Below are 15,131 nucleotides of genomic sequence, written 5' to 3'. Positions count from 1 at the left end.
TGGTGCTGGCGGTATCGTCAGCCCAGCAGATCACCCGGCCCTCTCGGGCCACCCCACCGGAAGGCACACCAACGTGGCTCGACTCTTCGGCACGGACGGCGTCCGTGGTGTGGCGAACCAGGACATCACCGCCGAGCTCGCGCTCGACCTCTCCGTCGCCGCGGCGCACGTCCTCGCGGAGGTGGGTGCCTTCAACGGCCACCGCCCGGTCGCGGTGGTCGGTCGCGACCCGCGGGCGTCGGGGGAGTTCCTCGCCGCTGCGACGGTGGCCGGCCTCGCCTCGGCCGGCATCGACGTGCGCGACGCCGGCGTGCTGCCCACGCCGGCCATCGCCTACCTCGTCGGCGAGCAGGACGCCGACCTCGGCGCGATGCTCTCCGCCTCGCACAACCCCATGCCGGACAACGGCATCAAGTTCTTCGCCCGTGGGGGCCACAAGCTCGCCGACGACCTCGAGGACCGCATCGAGGCCCGTCTGCGCGACGACTGGCAGCGCCCCACCGGCGGCGACGTCGGCCGCATCATGCCGTTGGCCGACGGCGCAGACCGCTACGTCGCCCATCTGCTCTCTGTGCTGCCGCACCGGCTGGAGGGCCTGCACGTCGTCATCGACGCGGCCCACGGTGCCGCGTCGGAGGTCGCACCCCGTGCCTTCCGTGAGGCCGGCGCCGAGGTCACCCTGATCGGCGGGGAGCCCGACGGGCTCAACATCAATGACGGCTACGGCTCGACGCACCTCGAGCCCCTCAAGCAGGCCGTGCTGGCGGCCGGCGCCGACTTCGGCATCGCGCTCGACGGTGACGCCGACCGCTGCCTCGCCGTCGACGCGAGCGGGCAGGACGTGGACGGCGACCAGATCATGGCGATCCTCGCCGTGTCCCTCAAGGAGCAGGGCGCCCTGCGGGGCGACACCGTCGTCGCCACCGTGATGTCCAACCTCGGCATGATCCACGCGCTCGGCAGCGCCGGCATCAAGGTCCTGCAGACAGCGGTCGGCGACCGGTACGTCCTCGAGGGCATGAAGAACGGCGGCTACTCCCTCGGTGGTGAGCAGTCCGGCCATGTCGTGATGCTCGACCACGGCACCACGGGCGACGGCACGCTGACGGGGCTCATGCTCGCTTCCCGGGTCGCCGCCACCGGCCGCCCCCTCGCCGACCTCGCGGGCATCATGACGCACTTCCCGCAGGTGCTCGTCAACGTCAAGGGCGTCGACAAGTCCGCCCTCGAGGCCAACACGGCCGTGGCTGACGCCGTACGCGCCGCCGAGGGGGAGCTGGGTGACACCGGCCGGGTCCTGCTGCGCAAGTCCGGCACCGAGCCGGTCGTGCGCGTCATGGTCGAGGCCGCCGACGGCGCGCAGGCCCGCACCCTGGCCGACCGCCTCGTCGGGATCGTGCAGTCCGAGCTGGCCCTCTGAGCCCACCGGACGGCATACGCCTGTCCGTCCGTTTCGCGGCCTGCCTGTCCAGGCATCCTGTCGGTGGGCGCGAACGGCTGGCAGACTTCCGGTCGTGAGCCACGCATCCCTCGTGCCCCTGTCACGGCGCATGCGGCCGCGCGACCCCCACGAGCCGCACCGCGTCGCGACCCCGCTCGAGCTCTTCTTCGACCTGGTCTTCGTCGTCGCGATCGCCGCCGCGGCGGCGCAGTGGCACCACGGCCTGGCCGAGGGCCACCTCGGCGACCTGCTCAACTTCGTGATGGTCTTCTTCGCCATCTGGTGGGCCTGGATGAACTACACGTGGTTCGCGTCGTCGTACGACTGCGACGACGTGGGCTACCGCCTGCTCACCTTCGCCATCATGGCGGGCTCGCTGCTGCTGGCCGCGGGCATCCCGGAGCTGTTCGGTTCTGGTCAGTCGGTGCTGGTCGTCGGCGGCTACGCGCTCATGCGCTTCGCCATGGTCGCCATGTGGCTGCGGGCGGCGGCGAGCCATCCCGACGGCCGCCCGACGGCGCTCGCGTATGCCGTGGGCATCTCGCTCGTGCAGGTGCTGTGGATCGGCCGGCTCGCGCTCCAGGGGCACGCGGTGCTGCTCGTGTCCTTCTTCGGACTCGTCATCCTCGAGCTGCTCGTGCCGATCGTGGCCGAGCGCCGCGGGATCACGCCCTTCCACCCGCACCACATCGCCGAGCGGTACGCGCTGCTGACGCTCATCGTGCTGGGCGAGGTCATCCTCGCCTCGGTGCAGGCCGTCCAGGGAGCCCTGGAGCGGGGAGCGGAGGCCGGCCTGGTCTCGCTCGTCCTCGGCGGTCTGCTCATCGTCTTCTCGATGTGGTGGCTCTACTTCAAGCGCGAGCACGCGAGCCTGTTCGAGCGGAGCATCCGTGCCACGTTCGTGACCGGCTACGGGCACTACCTGGTCTTTGCGTCCGTGGCAGCGACGGGAGCGGCCCTGGCGGCCGCGGTCGACCTGGTGCAGGGCGAGGCGCAGACGTCGGCCCGGGTCGTCGGGCTCGCGCTCGCAGGCGCGGTCGCGGTCTACCTGTGGTGGGTCACCACGATGCACGCCATGGTCGGCGCGCCCCCGGCCGAGGTCCGCACAGGCGTCGCGGCCGGGATTGCCGTGCTCGTCGTCGCGGCGGTGTCACCGGCGATCGGCCTCACCGTTCTGCTGACCGGCGTGGTCCTCGCTGCCGCCGTCGCGCAGCACGTGCTGAGCACGCCCGAGCCTCAGTCCACCGGCTGGAGCAGCCCCGAGTCGACGTCGTAGACGAAGCCGCCCACGAGGGTGCCCTCCGCGATGAGCGGGTGGCTGCGGACCCTGGCGACGTCCGCGCGCAGTGTGCGCACCTGGTCCTCGATGACTCCGAAGCTCATCCACGACGCATCCTTGCCGGCGCTCGCGCCCACCTTCTCGCGCAGCTCCTCCTCGGAGTTCGAGGCGACCGCGCAGCGCGTGTGCGGCACGACGAGGACCCGCTCGACGTTCAGCAGGTGCGTGCCGAGGACGAGCGCCTCGAGGGCCGCGTCGGTGACGCGCCCACCGGGGTTGCGGAAGATCTTGGCATCACCGGGGGACAGGCCGAGCATGCGCAGCGGGTCGATGCGTGAGTCCATGCACGTCACGACGGCCACCCCTGCATGCGCGACGCCGTCGAAGCCGCTCAGGGTGAAGCTCTCCGCCCAGGAGCGGTTGGCCGCAAGCAGGTCGTCGAATCCCTTGGCAGCAGAAGCGCTGTCGCTCATTCCATTCCTTTCGGTCATTGCAGGCCCGGTCGCTTGGAGATGGTGAAGGCCATGGGTTTGCTCACCTCGGCGAAGAAGTCGTTGCCCTTGTCGTCGACGACGATGAACGCCGGGAAGTCCTCGACCTCGATCTTCCACACCGCCTCCATGCCGAGCTCTTCGTACTCCAGGACCTCGACGTGCTTGATGCAGTCCTGCGCGAGGCGTGCCGCCGGCCCACCGATCGAGCCGAGGTAGAAGCCGCCGTGCTCGTGGCACGCGTCGGTGACCTGCTTGCTGCGGTTGCCCTTGGCCAGCATCACCTTGGAGCCGCCCGCTGCCTGGAACTGGTCGACGTAGGAGTCCATGCGCCCGGCGGTCGTCGGCCCGAACGAGCCGGACGGCATACCTTGGGGGGTTTTCGCCGGCCCGGCGTAGTAGACGGGGTGGTCCCGAAGGTACTGCGGCATCGGCTCGCCCGCGTCGAGGCGCTCCTTGATCTTGGCGTGCGCGATGTCACGAGCGACGACCAGGGGGCCGGTGAGCGAGAGGCGCGTCTTGACCGGATGCTTGGACAGCTCGGCGAGGATGTCATCCATCGGCTGGGTCAGGTCGACCTTGACGACGACGTTGCGACTGGTCGAGCTGACGCCCACCGCGTCGTCCTCGAGCTCGCCGAGTTCGACGGCGCCCGCTTCCGGCAGGAAGCGCGCCGGGTCGGTCTCGAGCTGCTCGAGGAAGACGCCGTCGCCGGTGATCTTCCCGAGCACCTGGCGGTCCGCCGAGCACGAGACGGCAATGGCCACAGGCAGACTGGCGCCGTGACGCGGAAGGCGGACGACGCGCACGTCGTGGCAGAAGTACTTCCCGCCGAACTGCGCGCCGATGCCGAACTGGCGGGTCAGCTCGAGGACCCTCTCCTCGAGCTCGGTGTCCCGGAAGCCGTGTGCCGTGATCGATCCCGACTTCGGCAGGGTGTCGAGATACTTTGCCGACGCGTACTTCGCTGTCTTCAGAGCGAATTCGGCGCTCGTGCCACCGATGACGATGGCCAGGTGGTAGGGCGGGCACGCGGCCGTGCCGAGCGACCGCAGCTTCTCGTCCAGGAAGCGCATCATCGCGTCCTCGTTGAGGATCGCCTTCGTCTCCTGGTACAGGTAGCTCTTGTTGGCCGAGCCACCGCCCTTGGCCATGAAGAGGAACTTGTACTGCGCCTCGTGCCCGGGCGCCGTGTCGGCGTAGAGCTCCACCTGGGCGGGGAGGTTGGAGCCGGTGTTGCGCTCCTCCCACGTGGTGATCGGGGCCATCTGCGAGTAGCGCAGGTTGAGGCGGGTGTACGCGTCGTAGACACCTTCGCTGATGGCCTTCTCGTCGGCGCCCTGCGTCAGCACGTGCTGGCCACGCTTGCCCATGACGATCGCGGTGCCGGTGTCCTGACACATCGGGAGCACCCCGCCGGCGGCGATGTTGGCGTTCTTGAGCAGGTCGAGCGCGACGAACTTGTCGTTGTTGCTGGCCTCCTCGTCGTCGAGGATGTTGCGCAGCTGCTGCAGGTGCCCCGGTCGCAGGTAGTGCGCGATGTCGTGCATCGCGGTCTCCGTGAGCAGCCGCAGCGCCTCCGGGTGGACCTCGAGGAAGGTGCGCCCACCTGGCCCGTCGACGGCGCGCACGCCCTCGGTGGTCAGCAGCCGGTACGGCGTCTCGTCGGCGCCTATCGGCAGCAGGTCCTGATACTGGAAGTCCGTCACACTCGCTCCTGGAAGAAACCCGGCCGTTGCGGTGGCGCTCTCAGGGCGCCGGGCTCACGGTACCGCGGGAGCCGGACGGGGTATGGACCGGTTCCCGCGCGGGCGGGCTTGGGGCATTTCGCCTGCGGCGCGTCATAACAATGAGGCAAAGTCTTCGAAGAATGTGGCGGCTGTCACACAACTGGTGTTGGGTGAGAGTGACACCGCATGGTTCGAGAAATGTCGCAGAGTCCCGGCCTCGTCCGGGACCAGTAAACCGGCATGAGCGTGACCGGTCAGCTTTGGGGCCAAGGGAGCCCCCAACCCTCCAAGGAGGAGCAGGCATGATCAATCGCAGGTCAACCGTGACAGCGCTCGTGGGGATCGGTGTCGCCGGTCTCGCCGCTGGCTGTCTGTCGTCGAACTCGGGTGGCGCCACATCCAACGGTTCGGCTGCCAGTGGCCCCGGCAAGAGCACCATCGAGGTCATGTACGGCCTCGGGCCGGACACCGAGCCGGGCTTCAAGGCCGACGTCTCCGCGTGGGCCGCGAAGAACAACATCACGGTGAAATTCACCAAGTCGGCATCGTGGGACACCGAGATCCGCACCCGGGTCCAGGGCGGCAACCCGCCCGACGTGGGCCTGTTCCCCCAGCCCGGCCTCATGTGCGACCTCGCCAAGCAGAAGAAGCTCGTCCCGTTCGACGACGCCACCGTCGCCACCGACAAGCAGACGCTCGTCCCCGGCTTCGTCCAGGCAGGCACGTGCGCGGACGGCAAGGTCTACGGCCTCCCCAACGAGGTGAGCGTCAAGAGCATCCTGTGGACCAACGCGCCCGCGTTCAAGGCAGCTGGGCTGAGTGCTCCCGCCACCCTGGACGACCTGCTGACGCTGACGCAGAAGATCAAGTCCGAGGGTAAGACGCCGTGGTGCATCGCCGCCGAGTCGGGGGCTGCCACGGGGTGGGCGATCACCGACTGGATCGAGGACCTCGTCCTGCGCGTCGCCGGCCCCGACAACTACGACAAGTGGGTCAAGGGACAGCTGAAGTTCAACAGCCCCGAGATCAAGCCGGCTTGGGAGTACTTCCAGAAGATCGCGTTCGGCGACGGCTACGTCCGGGGTGGCACCAAGGCCATTCCCGCGACCGCGGTCCTCACCGGTGGGAATGCCCTGTTCACCCAGCCTCCGGGCTGCTACCTGTTCAAGCAGGCGACGTTCGTCGCGATCAAGGGCGGCTTCCCCGACTCGGTGATCGCCAATCTCGACACCGCGACTGGTCCCCTCCCCTTCCCGGCCAAGACGGCGGGAGAGAACTCGGTGCTCGTGGCCGGAGACATCGTCTCCACGTTCAACAACGACCCCAGCTCGATCAAGCTGCGCAACTTCATCGCCAGCAAGGAGAACGGCACCCAGCAGGCCAAGAACGGTGCGTTCTCGCCGCACACGACGGCCGACGTTTCGCTGCTGCCCAACAAGACGCTGCAGAAGATCGCCACGGACGTGCTCTACAAGGCGTCGGCAGCCCGCTTCGACGGCTCCGACTCCATGCCCGCCAAGGTCGGCGCCGGTAGCTTCTGGACCGAGCCGGTCAAGTGGCTCTCGGGTCAGCAGGACCTCGACACGACGCTGAACAACATCGACGACAGCTTCCCCAAGTCCGGTAGCTGACGCCGCCTGACTGCGGGGGTGACCGAGAGGTCGCCCTCGCAGTCGACAGCGCATTTCTCCCAATCGAGAGAGGAAGTGCCATGGCCATCAAGGTCGTCAATGCGGTGATCGCGGTCCTCGGGGGCATCGGTGGCGCCATCATCATCTTCTGGATCCTCAACAAGCTGACCGAGTCGCTGAAGGGCCGTTGGGAGGACCGGGTCAAACCGTGGATGTTCGCGGGCCCGGCGATCCTCGCCATCGCCGTCTATCTCATCTACCCGGCCATCGTGACGATCCAGTACAGCTTCGCCAACGAGGACTCGACGGCCTACGTCGGCTTCCAGAACTACCTGGATCTCTTCAACCAGAAGACCTTCTGGCAGACCATCCTCAACAACGTGCTCTGGATCATCATCGTCCCGGCCCTGACCGTGGTGCTCGGCCTGGGTGTCGCGGTGCTGGCCGACCGGCTCCGCGCGCGAGGTGAGAAGACGACCAAGACGTTCATCTTCCTGCCCATGGCCATCAGCATGGTGGGCGCGGCCACCATCTGGCGCACCATCTACGACTACCAGCCCGAGGGCGCCCCGCAGACCGGCATGCTCAACGCCATCCTGGGCTTCTTCGGCAAGGCGCCCGTCTTCTGGTACGGCCAGAGCACCCTGCACCTCAACAGCCTGCTGCTCATGATCATCCTGATCTGGACGCAGGTCGGATTCTCCATGGTGCTGCTCTCGGCCGCCATCAAGGGCGTCCCGGAGGACACCGTCGAGGCGGGCCGCATCGATGGGGCCGGTGAGCGCCGTATCTTCTTCAGCATCATCGTCCCGCAGATCTGGCCGACGGTGGTCACCGTCTTCATCACGGTCCTCATCGGGGTCATGAAGGTGTTCGACATCGTGTACGTCACCACCAACGGCGCCTACAACACCGATGTGATCACCAGGCTCTTCTACGACGAGCTCTACACGCAGGGCAACAACGGCGCCGCGGCCGCGATCGTCGTCCTCCTGCTGATTGCCGTCATCCCGGTCCTGCTCTACCAGGTCCGCCACTTCAGGGCAGAGGAGGCAGCACGATGACCACCACGCTCCAGCCAGGTACAGGCACTCCCGCCGACGAGCCGCAGCTCGTCAAGCAGGGGCCGAACAAGCCGGGGAGGGGCTCGGGGACGGCGAACTGGCCGGTGCGCATCGGGCTGCTGATCCTCTGCATCGCGTGGATGATCCCGGCGCTCGGCATGCTCGTCAACTCGTTCCGACCCAGGGACGAGCAGTTCGCGTCGGGGTGGTGGACCGCGTTCTTCAACCCCTTCGGGTCCTCGTGGACCCTCTCGAACTACAAGACGGTGCTCACCTCGGACGCGGCCGGCATCCCGATGGCCCAGGCGTTCCTCAACAGCCTCATCGTGGCGGTGCCGGCGACGGTGATCCCGATCCTCGTCGCTGCCTTCGCCGCCTACGCCTTCACGTTCATGCAGTGGAAGGGCCGGGACGTCGTCTTCGTCACCATCGTCGCGCTCCTCGTCGTCCCCAACCAGGTGGCGTTCGTGCCGCTCGTCAAGCTGTACTCGAGCTTGGGACTGAACGGCACCTTCCTGGCGGTCTGGCTCGCGCACATCGGGTTCGGCATGCCGCTCGCCATCTACATCCTGCGCACCTACATGTCCGGCCTCCCGGTCGCCGTCATCGAGTCGGCGAAGATCGACGGGGCAAGCCACTTCACCACGTTCTGGCGGCTCATCATGCCGATGTCGTATCCGGCGCTGGCCTCGTTCGCGATCTTCCAGTTCCTCTGGGTCTGGAACGACCTGCTGGTGGCCCTGATCTTCCTCGGGCGCGGCGAGAACACCGTGGCCACCGTGGCCCTGCAGGGCTTGCAGGGTCAGACCGGCGCCGGGAGGGAGCTCATTCCGGCGGCCGGCTACATCACGATCATCGTCCCGATCATCGTGTTCCTGTCGCTACAGCGGTACTTCATCCGCGGAATGACGTCCGGCGCTGTCAAGGGCTGACGCGCTGCCCGAACTACGAAGGCCGTGACCCCTTCCGGAGGGTCACGGCCTTCGTCGCGAGGCGTCCGCGCTAGACGCAGCGCCCGTCCTTGCACTGGTGGTCGAACAGAGCCCGCGCGAGCACGGTCTTCATGTCGGCCGGCCTGGGCGCCGCGTAGAAGTCGGAGTGGGTCATCCTGGAGATCTGCGTCAGCGCCTTGGGATCGACGTCCGGGCCGATGCCGATCGTGGTCACCGCAATCGGCCGTTCGGGGTCGCTGGCCGCGGCCAGGTTGGCCTTCAGCTGCTCGAGCGAGATGCCCTGCGGGTCGTCGTTGCGCCCGTCGGTGAGGATGACGACGGCGTTGACGCGGTCGGGGTCGTACTGTCGCTCGGCCTGCTGGTATGCCGCCCAGATCGTGTCGTACAGGCCGGTGCCGCCCCCGACGTTCTTGCCGAGAGCGCCGACAGCGGTGGCGACGACGGCCCGGTGGCTGTCGTCGTCGAGAGATCCGATCGGGGCGAGCTCGCGCCAGTCCTGGCCTGGGCCGCCCTGCTCGATGGAGAACTCCCAGAGGCCCAGCTTCGTCGTCCTGGGCAGCGCGGCCAGGGCGATGCCGGCGGCCTCCTGGGTGATCGCCATGCGGGTGGTGTCGCCGAGCTTCGCTTTCATGGACCCTGAGACGTCGAACACGGACAGGATCGAGAAGTCGGTCGTGGCGGCCTGCCAGGCGTCGGTGGCGGCGGCGACCGCAGTGGCATCCGGCGTGGGGCCGATCCGCACGTCGCCGACGCTCCCCTGTGGGGTGGGCATGGTGACCGGCGCGGAGGTCGAGCGGATGCCGTACTGCGCGAGAACCTTCGCGGCGGCCGGCGTCGTCAGGTAGGAGCGGAGCAGCTCGACGGCCTGGTCACGGACCGGGTCGGTGGCCACGTTGACGAGCGAGAACTCGAAGGCCGGGGTTCCCTCGCTGGGCGTCACGGACACCATCCGCTGCGCGGGGTAGAGCCGGTTGTGGTCGATGAGGTCGGCCTCGGCCACGGGGAAGGCCGACGCCGACCCGGGATCGGCGTTGTGGGCGCTGAAGAGGTCGTCGACCGAGGGCGCGGAGCTCTTGGCGAGCGTCGGCATGACGATGCGCCCCTGCGTCTGGGGCAGCTCCGGCAGGGCCGACGCGAGCGTCAGCATGCCGGCCGTCGTGGACCGCGGGTCGCTCATCCGGATCGGGCTGTCGGACGTCAGCAGCTCGAGCCAGCTGGGCTGGCGCTCCAGCGTGGCGACCCGCTCAGGATCCATCGCGATGACGAGGGGGCTCTTCGCGAAGGGGCTCGAAGGCTTGGCGTTGAGCTTGGCGGTGGCGTTGACCCGCTCGAGCCAGCGCGCGGAGTCCGGGATCCACGCGTCGGGCCGGCCCGGCTGGCCCTGCCCGAGTCCGATCATGGCCTCGATGGGGGTCTTGCCCGTGACGACATAGTCGACGCACGGGGACTTCGGGCCCGACTGGAACTCCTTGGCAAGGGCCAGCACGGCCGGCTGTGCGGCCTCGGACACCCATAGCGAGACCGGCGTCCGGTCAGGACATGACGTCCCCGGTGTCGCGGTGAGCGCGGCGAGCGGCGAGACGTCACGTCCCGACCACCAGAGGAAGCCGCCGACGCCCACGCCGGCGAGGAGCACGACGCCGAGCACGGCGGCGATCAGGCGCTTGCGCCGCGCAGCGGAGATCTTGGACTCGAGCGCCTTGCGGCTGGCGCGGCTGTCGATCAGGCTCCGCTCGTAGGGACCTATGGAACGGCGTGGAGGGGTTGGGTCGGGCACGAGGTTTCCTCACATGAGAGCGCCCCGCACGGGGCGTCTGGGTGAACCACCGGCCAAACCTACCCGGGGGTTCCGGCAGAATCGTGCCCGAGCCGCCGACTCTTGTCGAATGCCTGATTTGTCCTCAGGGCAGGTCCATTCGCGCCGGCGCATGGGCGCCGGCGCGCGCGACGGTGAGGGCAGCGGTGCACAGGGCCCGCTCCACGGCGGGCGTCACGGACGCGAGGTGCGCAGTCCGCAACCGGTCCCTGGCCGACGGTCCGCCGAGCAGGCCGGCGTCGAGCAGTCCGGAGAGCAACCCAGCCATGAAGGAGTCGCCGGCACCGACGGTGTCGACCACCTGGACGGCGGGTGCCGCGAGCGCCCGCTGCTCCCCGGTGCGAGTCACTCGGACGACGGCGCCCTCGCCGCCGCGGGTGACGACGACGAGCGCCGGGCCGAGCGCACCCCAGGCCTGGACGACGTCGTCGAGCGGCTGACCCGGGCACAGCCAGGCGATGTCCTCGTCGCTGACCTTGACGACGTCGGAGAGCGCGATCGAGGCCTCGATGACGCGCCGTGCCTGCTCCGGACGTCCCATCAGGGCGGGGCGGGCGTTCGGGTCGTAGGAGGTGGTGGCCCCCAGCTCGCGGGCGGCGGCCACGATCTCGCGCACCTGCTCCCCGCCGGGCTCCAGCACGGCCCCGATGCTCCCGGTGTGGACGTGGCCGTATGCCGTGAGGCCGGGCACCGAGGCCACCTGCCACTCGAGGTCGAACACGTAGGTGGCAGCGCCGAGCTCGTCGAGCGTCGCGTGCGCGACGGAGGTGAAGGGAGCGCCCTGGGAACCGGGCGTCAGCGCGACGCCGCGGTGACGGCACACGTCCTCGATGCGGCGACCCCGCTCGTCGGTCGCGATCCATGTCGCGAGGTCGACGGGGTGCTCGAGGGCGGCGAGCCCGAAGGCGACGTTGGCTGGGCTTCCGCCCACGTGCTCGAGGGTGGTCCCACTCGGGGTGGTCACGGCGTCGACGAGCGCCTCGCCGACGACGAGGGTGCGGGCCTTGGCGGCGGAGTCGGTCACCAGGTGGCTCCTCAGACGTCGATCATGTCGGTGCTGCCGAACCAGCCGGGCCGGTCGAACCGGTGCTCGCTGTCGATGGTGCGGATGGTGCCGCTGCGCGAGCGCATGACGAGGGAGTTGGTGCGCGCCGACTTGGCGCCGTAGCGCACGCCGCGCAGCAGCTCGCCGTCGGTGATCCCGGTCGCCACGAAGAAGCACTCGCCGGTCACGAGGTCGTCGGTGGACAGGACCCGATCGAGGTCGTGGCCGGCGTCGATGGCCTTCTGGCGCTCCGCGTCGTCCTTGGGCCAGAGCCGACCCTGGATCACGCCGCCCGTGCACTTGATCGCGCACGCCGCGATGATCCCCTCCGGCGTACCGCCGATGCCGAGCAGCAGGTCTACACCGGTGTTGGGCCGGGCCGCCATGACCGCGCCGGCGACGTCGCCGTCGACGATGTAGCGGATGCGGGCGCCGGTGGCTCGAATCTCCTCGGCCAGCCCCTCGTGGCGGGGGCGGTCGAGCATCACCACGGTGACGTCAGCCGGGGTCTCCTTCTTGGCCTTGGCGATGCGGCGGATGTTCTCGGCGACGGGGAGACGGATGTCGACGACGTCGGCGGCCTCGGGGCCGGTCGCGATCTTGTCCATGTAGAACACCGCGGAGGGGTCGTACATCGCGCCCCGGTTGGCGACCGCCATGACGGCGACCGCGTTGTTCATGCCCTTGGCGGTCAGGGTCGTGCCGTCGATCGGGTCGACAGCCACGTCGACCTCCGGACCGGTGCCGTCGCCGACCTGCTCGCCGTTGAAGAGCATCGGGGCGTTGTCTTTCTCGCCCTCACCGATGACGACGACACCGCGCATGCTGACCGTCGAGATCATCGCCCGCATCGCCTCGACGGCCGCGCCGTCGGCCTTGTTCTTCTCGCCGCGTCCGACCCACCGGCCCCCAGCCATGGCGGCTGCCTCTGTCACTCGTACCAGCTCGAGAGCGAGGTTGCGATCCGGCTGGCTGTGCTTCATCAAAGGTCCTCCGTCGGCGCAGAACGAGTCCGCGCCAGCCTAGCGGTGGCGGCCCCCAGGTTTGGACGCCGTCCGGTAGTCGGGGACGATGGGAGCATGAGCACCCCGTCGACCCCGTCGACACCCGCGTCCGAGAGCGCCCAGCCGCCACCGTCTGCGGAGGCGAGCCCCGCGGAGCCGGTGACGGAGCCGGCGGCCGAGCCGGCGGACCGGCCGGCGGCCGAGCCGGCGGCGGCGCCCGCCAGCCGGTACTCCTTGGGGAGCTTCCCCAACATGTTCCGTTCGATGTTCGTCATCGCGCTGTTCGTGCTCGCACTCGTCGCCATCGTCCCGAGGATCTCCCAGGTGCAGCGGCCGGCCGTCGACGCCGCAGCCAAGGCCGGCCAGGTCGCCGCGCAGACCACCTGGCCCGTGCAGCTTCCCCGCAACCTCGGGGACGGCTGGATGCCGACGGTCGCGACCTACGCCCCGGGCACCGAGCAGGTCCCAACCTTCACGACGGTGTGGACGACGCCGAGCGGCGCCGACATCGCCCTCAAGCAGGCCGTGGGCGTGACGCCCGGCTGGCTGGCCCGGTCGGTCAACGACGGCAAGGCCGGTGGGACGGTTACGGTGTCGGGACGGACCTTCGAGAAGTTCGTCGCGAGCGACGCGCGCCAGCTCGCCTACGTCCTGCGGGGCCAGGGCCCCAAGGGGCTGACCCTGGTGGCGAGCGGCACCGCCCCGGAGGACGAGCTCAAGGCCTTCGTCGCCGCGCTCGCACCGGTGACGCCGGCCGCTGGTGTGACGCCGTCACCGTCCACCAGCGGCTGACCGGCTGACAAACCGACCGGCCGACCAAGAGACCGACCGGCTGGGTCAGGACTGGTCGTCCTCATCGAAGATCTCGTCGTCCGCGTGCAGCTCCTGTGCCGGGGGCGCGGGACGAGTGGCCCGCTCGATCTCGGCCTGCGCCCCGTCGAGCCAGTTCGCGCAGTGCGTGGCCAGCGCCTCGCCCCGGCGCCACAGGTGCATCGACTCCTCGAGCGGCGCCTGCCCGGCCTCGAGCTTGGCCACGATCGCGATGAGCTCCTCGCGGGCGTCCTCGTAGCGCATCCCCGCGATGTCGGGGAAGGAGCCGTCGGTCGTCGTCGAGTCAGCCATGGCGTCACCCTACGACGTCGTGCCGTCCTCGCCCGCGGCCGCCTTCGGCGTGCTGGCGGGAGTGGCGGCCGGCGCGGCCGCCTTGGCGCTCGACCGAGGGTTGCGAGCCGACGCCGGCTTCGTGCCAGTGCTGCCCGTCGTCTTCGAGGTGGTCTTGCGGGTCGGTGCCTCGGACGGGGCGTCCTCTGCACCGGCGCTGACCGGCCGCACACCGAAGTCGCCCCGGGCGACCCGGACCCGCAACAGCTCGCCGACCCCGACGTCGTCCTGGTCCATGACGATGCGTCCGTCGCGGTGCTGGACCACGGCATACCCCCGCTCGAGGGTCGACTGCGGTGAGAGGGCGACGACCTGGCGGCGCAGGTGCTCGGCCTGGTCGGCGGCGCGGTGCAGACGCGCCTCGATGCGGGTCGTGGCCCGGGCGCGGAGGGAAGCCACCTCCTGGCGTCGCACGCGCACCAGGGCGACCGGGTCGGCCATGACCGGACGCGACACGAGGGACCGCAGCCCGGACCGCTCGCTCTCCACTCGGCGGACGAGCGCTCGGCGCACGCGGTCGCGGGCTGTTGCCACGAGGGCCTGCTCGTGCGCGGCATCGGGGACGACCTTCTTGCCGGCGTCGGTGGGCGTGGAGGCGCGCCAGTCCGCCACGAGGTCGAGCAGGGGCGTGTCGACGTCGTGCCCGATCGCGCTGATGACCGGGGTGCGGGCCGAGGCGACAGCCCGGATCATCGCCTCGTTGGAGAAGGGGAGCAGCTCCTCGAGCGCACCGCCGCCCCGCGCGATGACGATGACGTCGACGGCGGTCATGGCGTCGAGTTCTCGCAGCGCCTCGACGACCTCGGTCACAGCCGTCGAGCCCTGCACCGCCACCTCGCGGATCTCGAAGACCACTGCGGGCCAACGGCGCCGGGCGTTCTCGACGACGTCCTTCTCGGCAGCGGAGTTGCGGCCGGTGATGAGCCCGACGCGGTGCGGCAGGAAGGGGATGGGTCGCTTGTGCTGTGCATCGAAGACGCCCTCGGCTGCGAGGGTGCGCTTGAGGATCTCGACGCGGGCCAGCAGGTCGCCGATGCCGACGGGCCGGATCTGGCGCGCCTCGAGCTGGAGCGTGCCGCGCTTGGTCCAGAAGGTGGGTTTGGCCTGCAGGACGACCCGGGCGCCCTGCGCGAGGGGGATCGGCATGGCGTTGACGGCGTTCATCGGCACGGAGACCGACAGCGACATGTCGACGTCGGGGTCGCGGAGGGTGAGGAACGCCGTGCCACCGCGGGGGTTGAACTGCACGACCTGCCCCTCGACCCACAGCTGGCTCATCCGGTCGACGTAGTCGCTGATCTTGAGGCTGAGGACGCGGACCGGCCACGGCTGCTCGGCGGTCGTGTCGGCCGCCTTGTCGGGCATCGGGCTGGTCATGCTCACCGCGCCACCCTAAAGGTGTTGCGGCCCCCCGGCGCGTCGCTTGCGTCGGCGTGGTGACTGCCGGGGCCCAACAGGTCGCAGCTTGGGTCGCCGACCACCTCGCACTCGGGCGGCCCCGGTCGATGGCATGGGT

The 15,131-nt window shown here is 69.7% G+C and carries 13 protein-coding genes; 6 read left to right on the top strand and 7 right to left on the bottom strand.

The annotated features are described in order from the left end of the window. Positions 1-73 precede the first annotated feature (73 nt). Positions 74-1,420: a phosphoglucosamine mutase gene (gene glmM / locus AC3WRT_RS03880; protein ID WP_492719338.1), complete on the top strand. Its 1,347-nt coding sequence runs from the start codon at positions 74-76 to the stop codon at positions 1,418-1,420. Between the two features lie 94 nt (positions 1,421-1,514). After that, positions 1,515-2,717 (top strand): low temperature requirement protein A, encoded by a 1,203-nt coding sequence (locus AC3WRT_RS03875; protein ID WP_492719335.1) that lies wholly within the window; start codon positions 1,515-1,517, stop codon positions 2,715-2,717. Here AC3WRT_RS03875 and AC3WRT_RS03870 read toward each other — a convergent pair. Beyond that, on the bottom strand, positions 2,678-3,193 hold the full coding sequence (locus AC3WRT_RS03870) for a beta-class carbonic anhydrase (protein WP_492719333.1): 516 nt from the start codon (positions 3,191-3,193) through the stop codon (positions 2,678-2,680). The genes AC3WRT_RS03875 and AC3WRT_RS03870 overlap by 40 nt on opposite strands. 14 nt (positions 3,194-3,207) lie before the next feature. Beyond that, positions 3,208-4,920: a fumarate hydratase gene (locus tag AC3WRT_RS03865; protein WP_492719328.1), complete on the bottom strand. Its 1,713-nt coding sequence runs from the start codon at positions 4,918-4,920 to the stop codon at positions 3,208-3,210. Between the two features lie 323 nt (positions 4,921-5,243). Here AC3WRT_RS03865 and AC3WRT_RS03860 point away from each other — a divergent pair, with 323 nt between their 5' ends. The 3 genes from AC3WRT_RS03860 (at position 5,244) to AC3WRT_RS03850 (ending at position 8,568) form a co-directional block, all read left to right on the top strand. Beyond that, positions 5,244-6,572, top strand: a complete 1,329-nt coding sequence (locus AC3WRT_RS03860; RefSeq protein ID WP_492719325.1) for an ABC transporter substrate-binding protein — start codon at positions 5,244-5,246, stop codon at positions 6,570-6,572. An 80-nt stretch (positions 6,573-6,652) separates the two neighbouring features. Further along, complete coding sequence (locus tag AC3WRT_RS03855; protein ID WP_492719322.1) at positions 6,653-7,636, top strand: carbohydrate ABC transporter permease; 984 nt, start codon at positions 6,653-6,655, stop codon at positions 7,634-7,636. Next, positions 7,633-8,568 carry a carbohydrate ABC transporter permease gene (locus AC3WRT_RS03850; protein WP_492719320.1) on the top strand — a complete coding sequence of 312 codons (936 nt, stop codon included), beginning with the start codon at positions 7,633-7,635 and terminating at the stop codon, positions 8,566-8,568. Before AC3WRT_RS03855 ends, AC3WRT_RS03850 begins: the two co-directional genes overlap by 4 nt. A 70-nt stretch (positions 8,569-8,638) precedes the next feature. On the opposite strand, the gene AC3WRT_RS03845 is transcribed toward AC3WRT_RS03850, so the two are convergent. The 3 genes from AC3WRT_RS03845 to glpX form a co-directional block, all read right to left on the bottom strand. Then, entirely contained in the window at positions 8,639-10,366 is a 1,728-nt protein-coding gene (locus AC3WRT_RS03845; protein ID WP_492719318.1) for a substrate-binding and VWA domain-containing protein, read from the bottom strand. 124 nt (positions 10,367-10,490) lie between these two features. Next, a complete protein-coding gene (locus AC3WRT_RS03840; RefSeq protein ID WP_492719316.1) occupies positions 10,491-11,429 on the bottom strand; it encodes a PfkB family carbohydrate kinase in 939 nt (312 codons plus the stop codon). Between the two features lie 11 nt (positions 11,430-11,440). Further along, a complete protein-coding gene (glpX, locus tag AC3WRT_RS03835; RefSeq protein ID WP_492719314.1) occupies positions 11,441-12,433 on the bottom strand; it encodes a class II fructose-bisphosphatase in 993 nt (330 codons plus the stop codon). Positions 12,434-12,529: 96 nt separating this feature from the next. Between glpX and AC3WRT_RS03830 the strand changes: the two genes are divergently transcribed. After that, positions 12,530-13,246, top strand: coding sequence for a DUF4245 domain-containing protein (locus tag AC3WRT_RS03830; RefSeq protein WP_492719312.1), 717 nt, complete (start codon positions 12,530-12,532; stop codon positions 13,244-13,246). A gap of 45 nt (positions 13,247-13,291) precedes the next feature. Here the strand turns inward: AC3WRT_RS03830 and AC3WRT_RS03825 are convergent, their stop codons facing one another. After that, on the bottom strand, positions 13,292-13,576 hold the full coding sequence (locus AC3WRT_RS03825) for an exodeoxyribonuclease VII small subunit (protein ID WP_492719310.1): 285 nt from the start codon (positions 13,574-13,576) through the stop codon (positions 13,292-13,294). A 9-nt stretch (positions 13,577-13,585) separates the two neighbouring features. Beyond that, positions 13,586-14,992 (bottom strand): exodeoxyribonuclease VII large subunit, encoded by a 1,407-nt coding sequence (xseA, locus tag AC3WRT_RS03820; protein WP_492719678.1) that lies wholly within the window; start codon positions 14,990-14,992, stop codon positions 13,586-13,588. Positions 14,993-15,131 lie beyond the last annotated feature (139 nt).

Source organism: Terrabacter sp. FW104-15G4B (genome assembly GCF_058790095.1).
The sequence above is the reverse complement of the archived record's forward strand: the minus strand, read 5'-3'. Positions and strand labels throughout refer to the sequence as shown.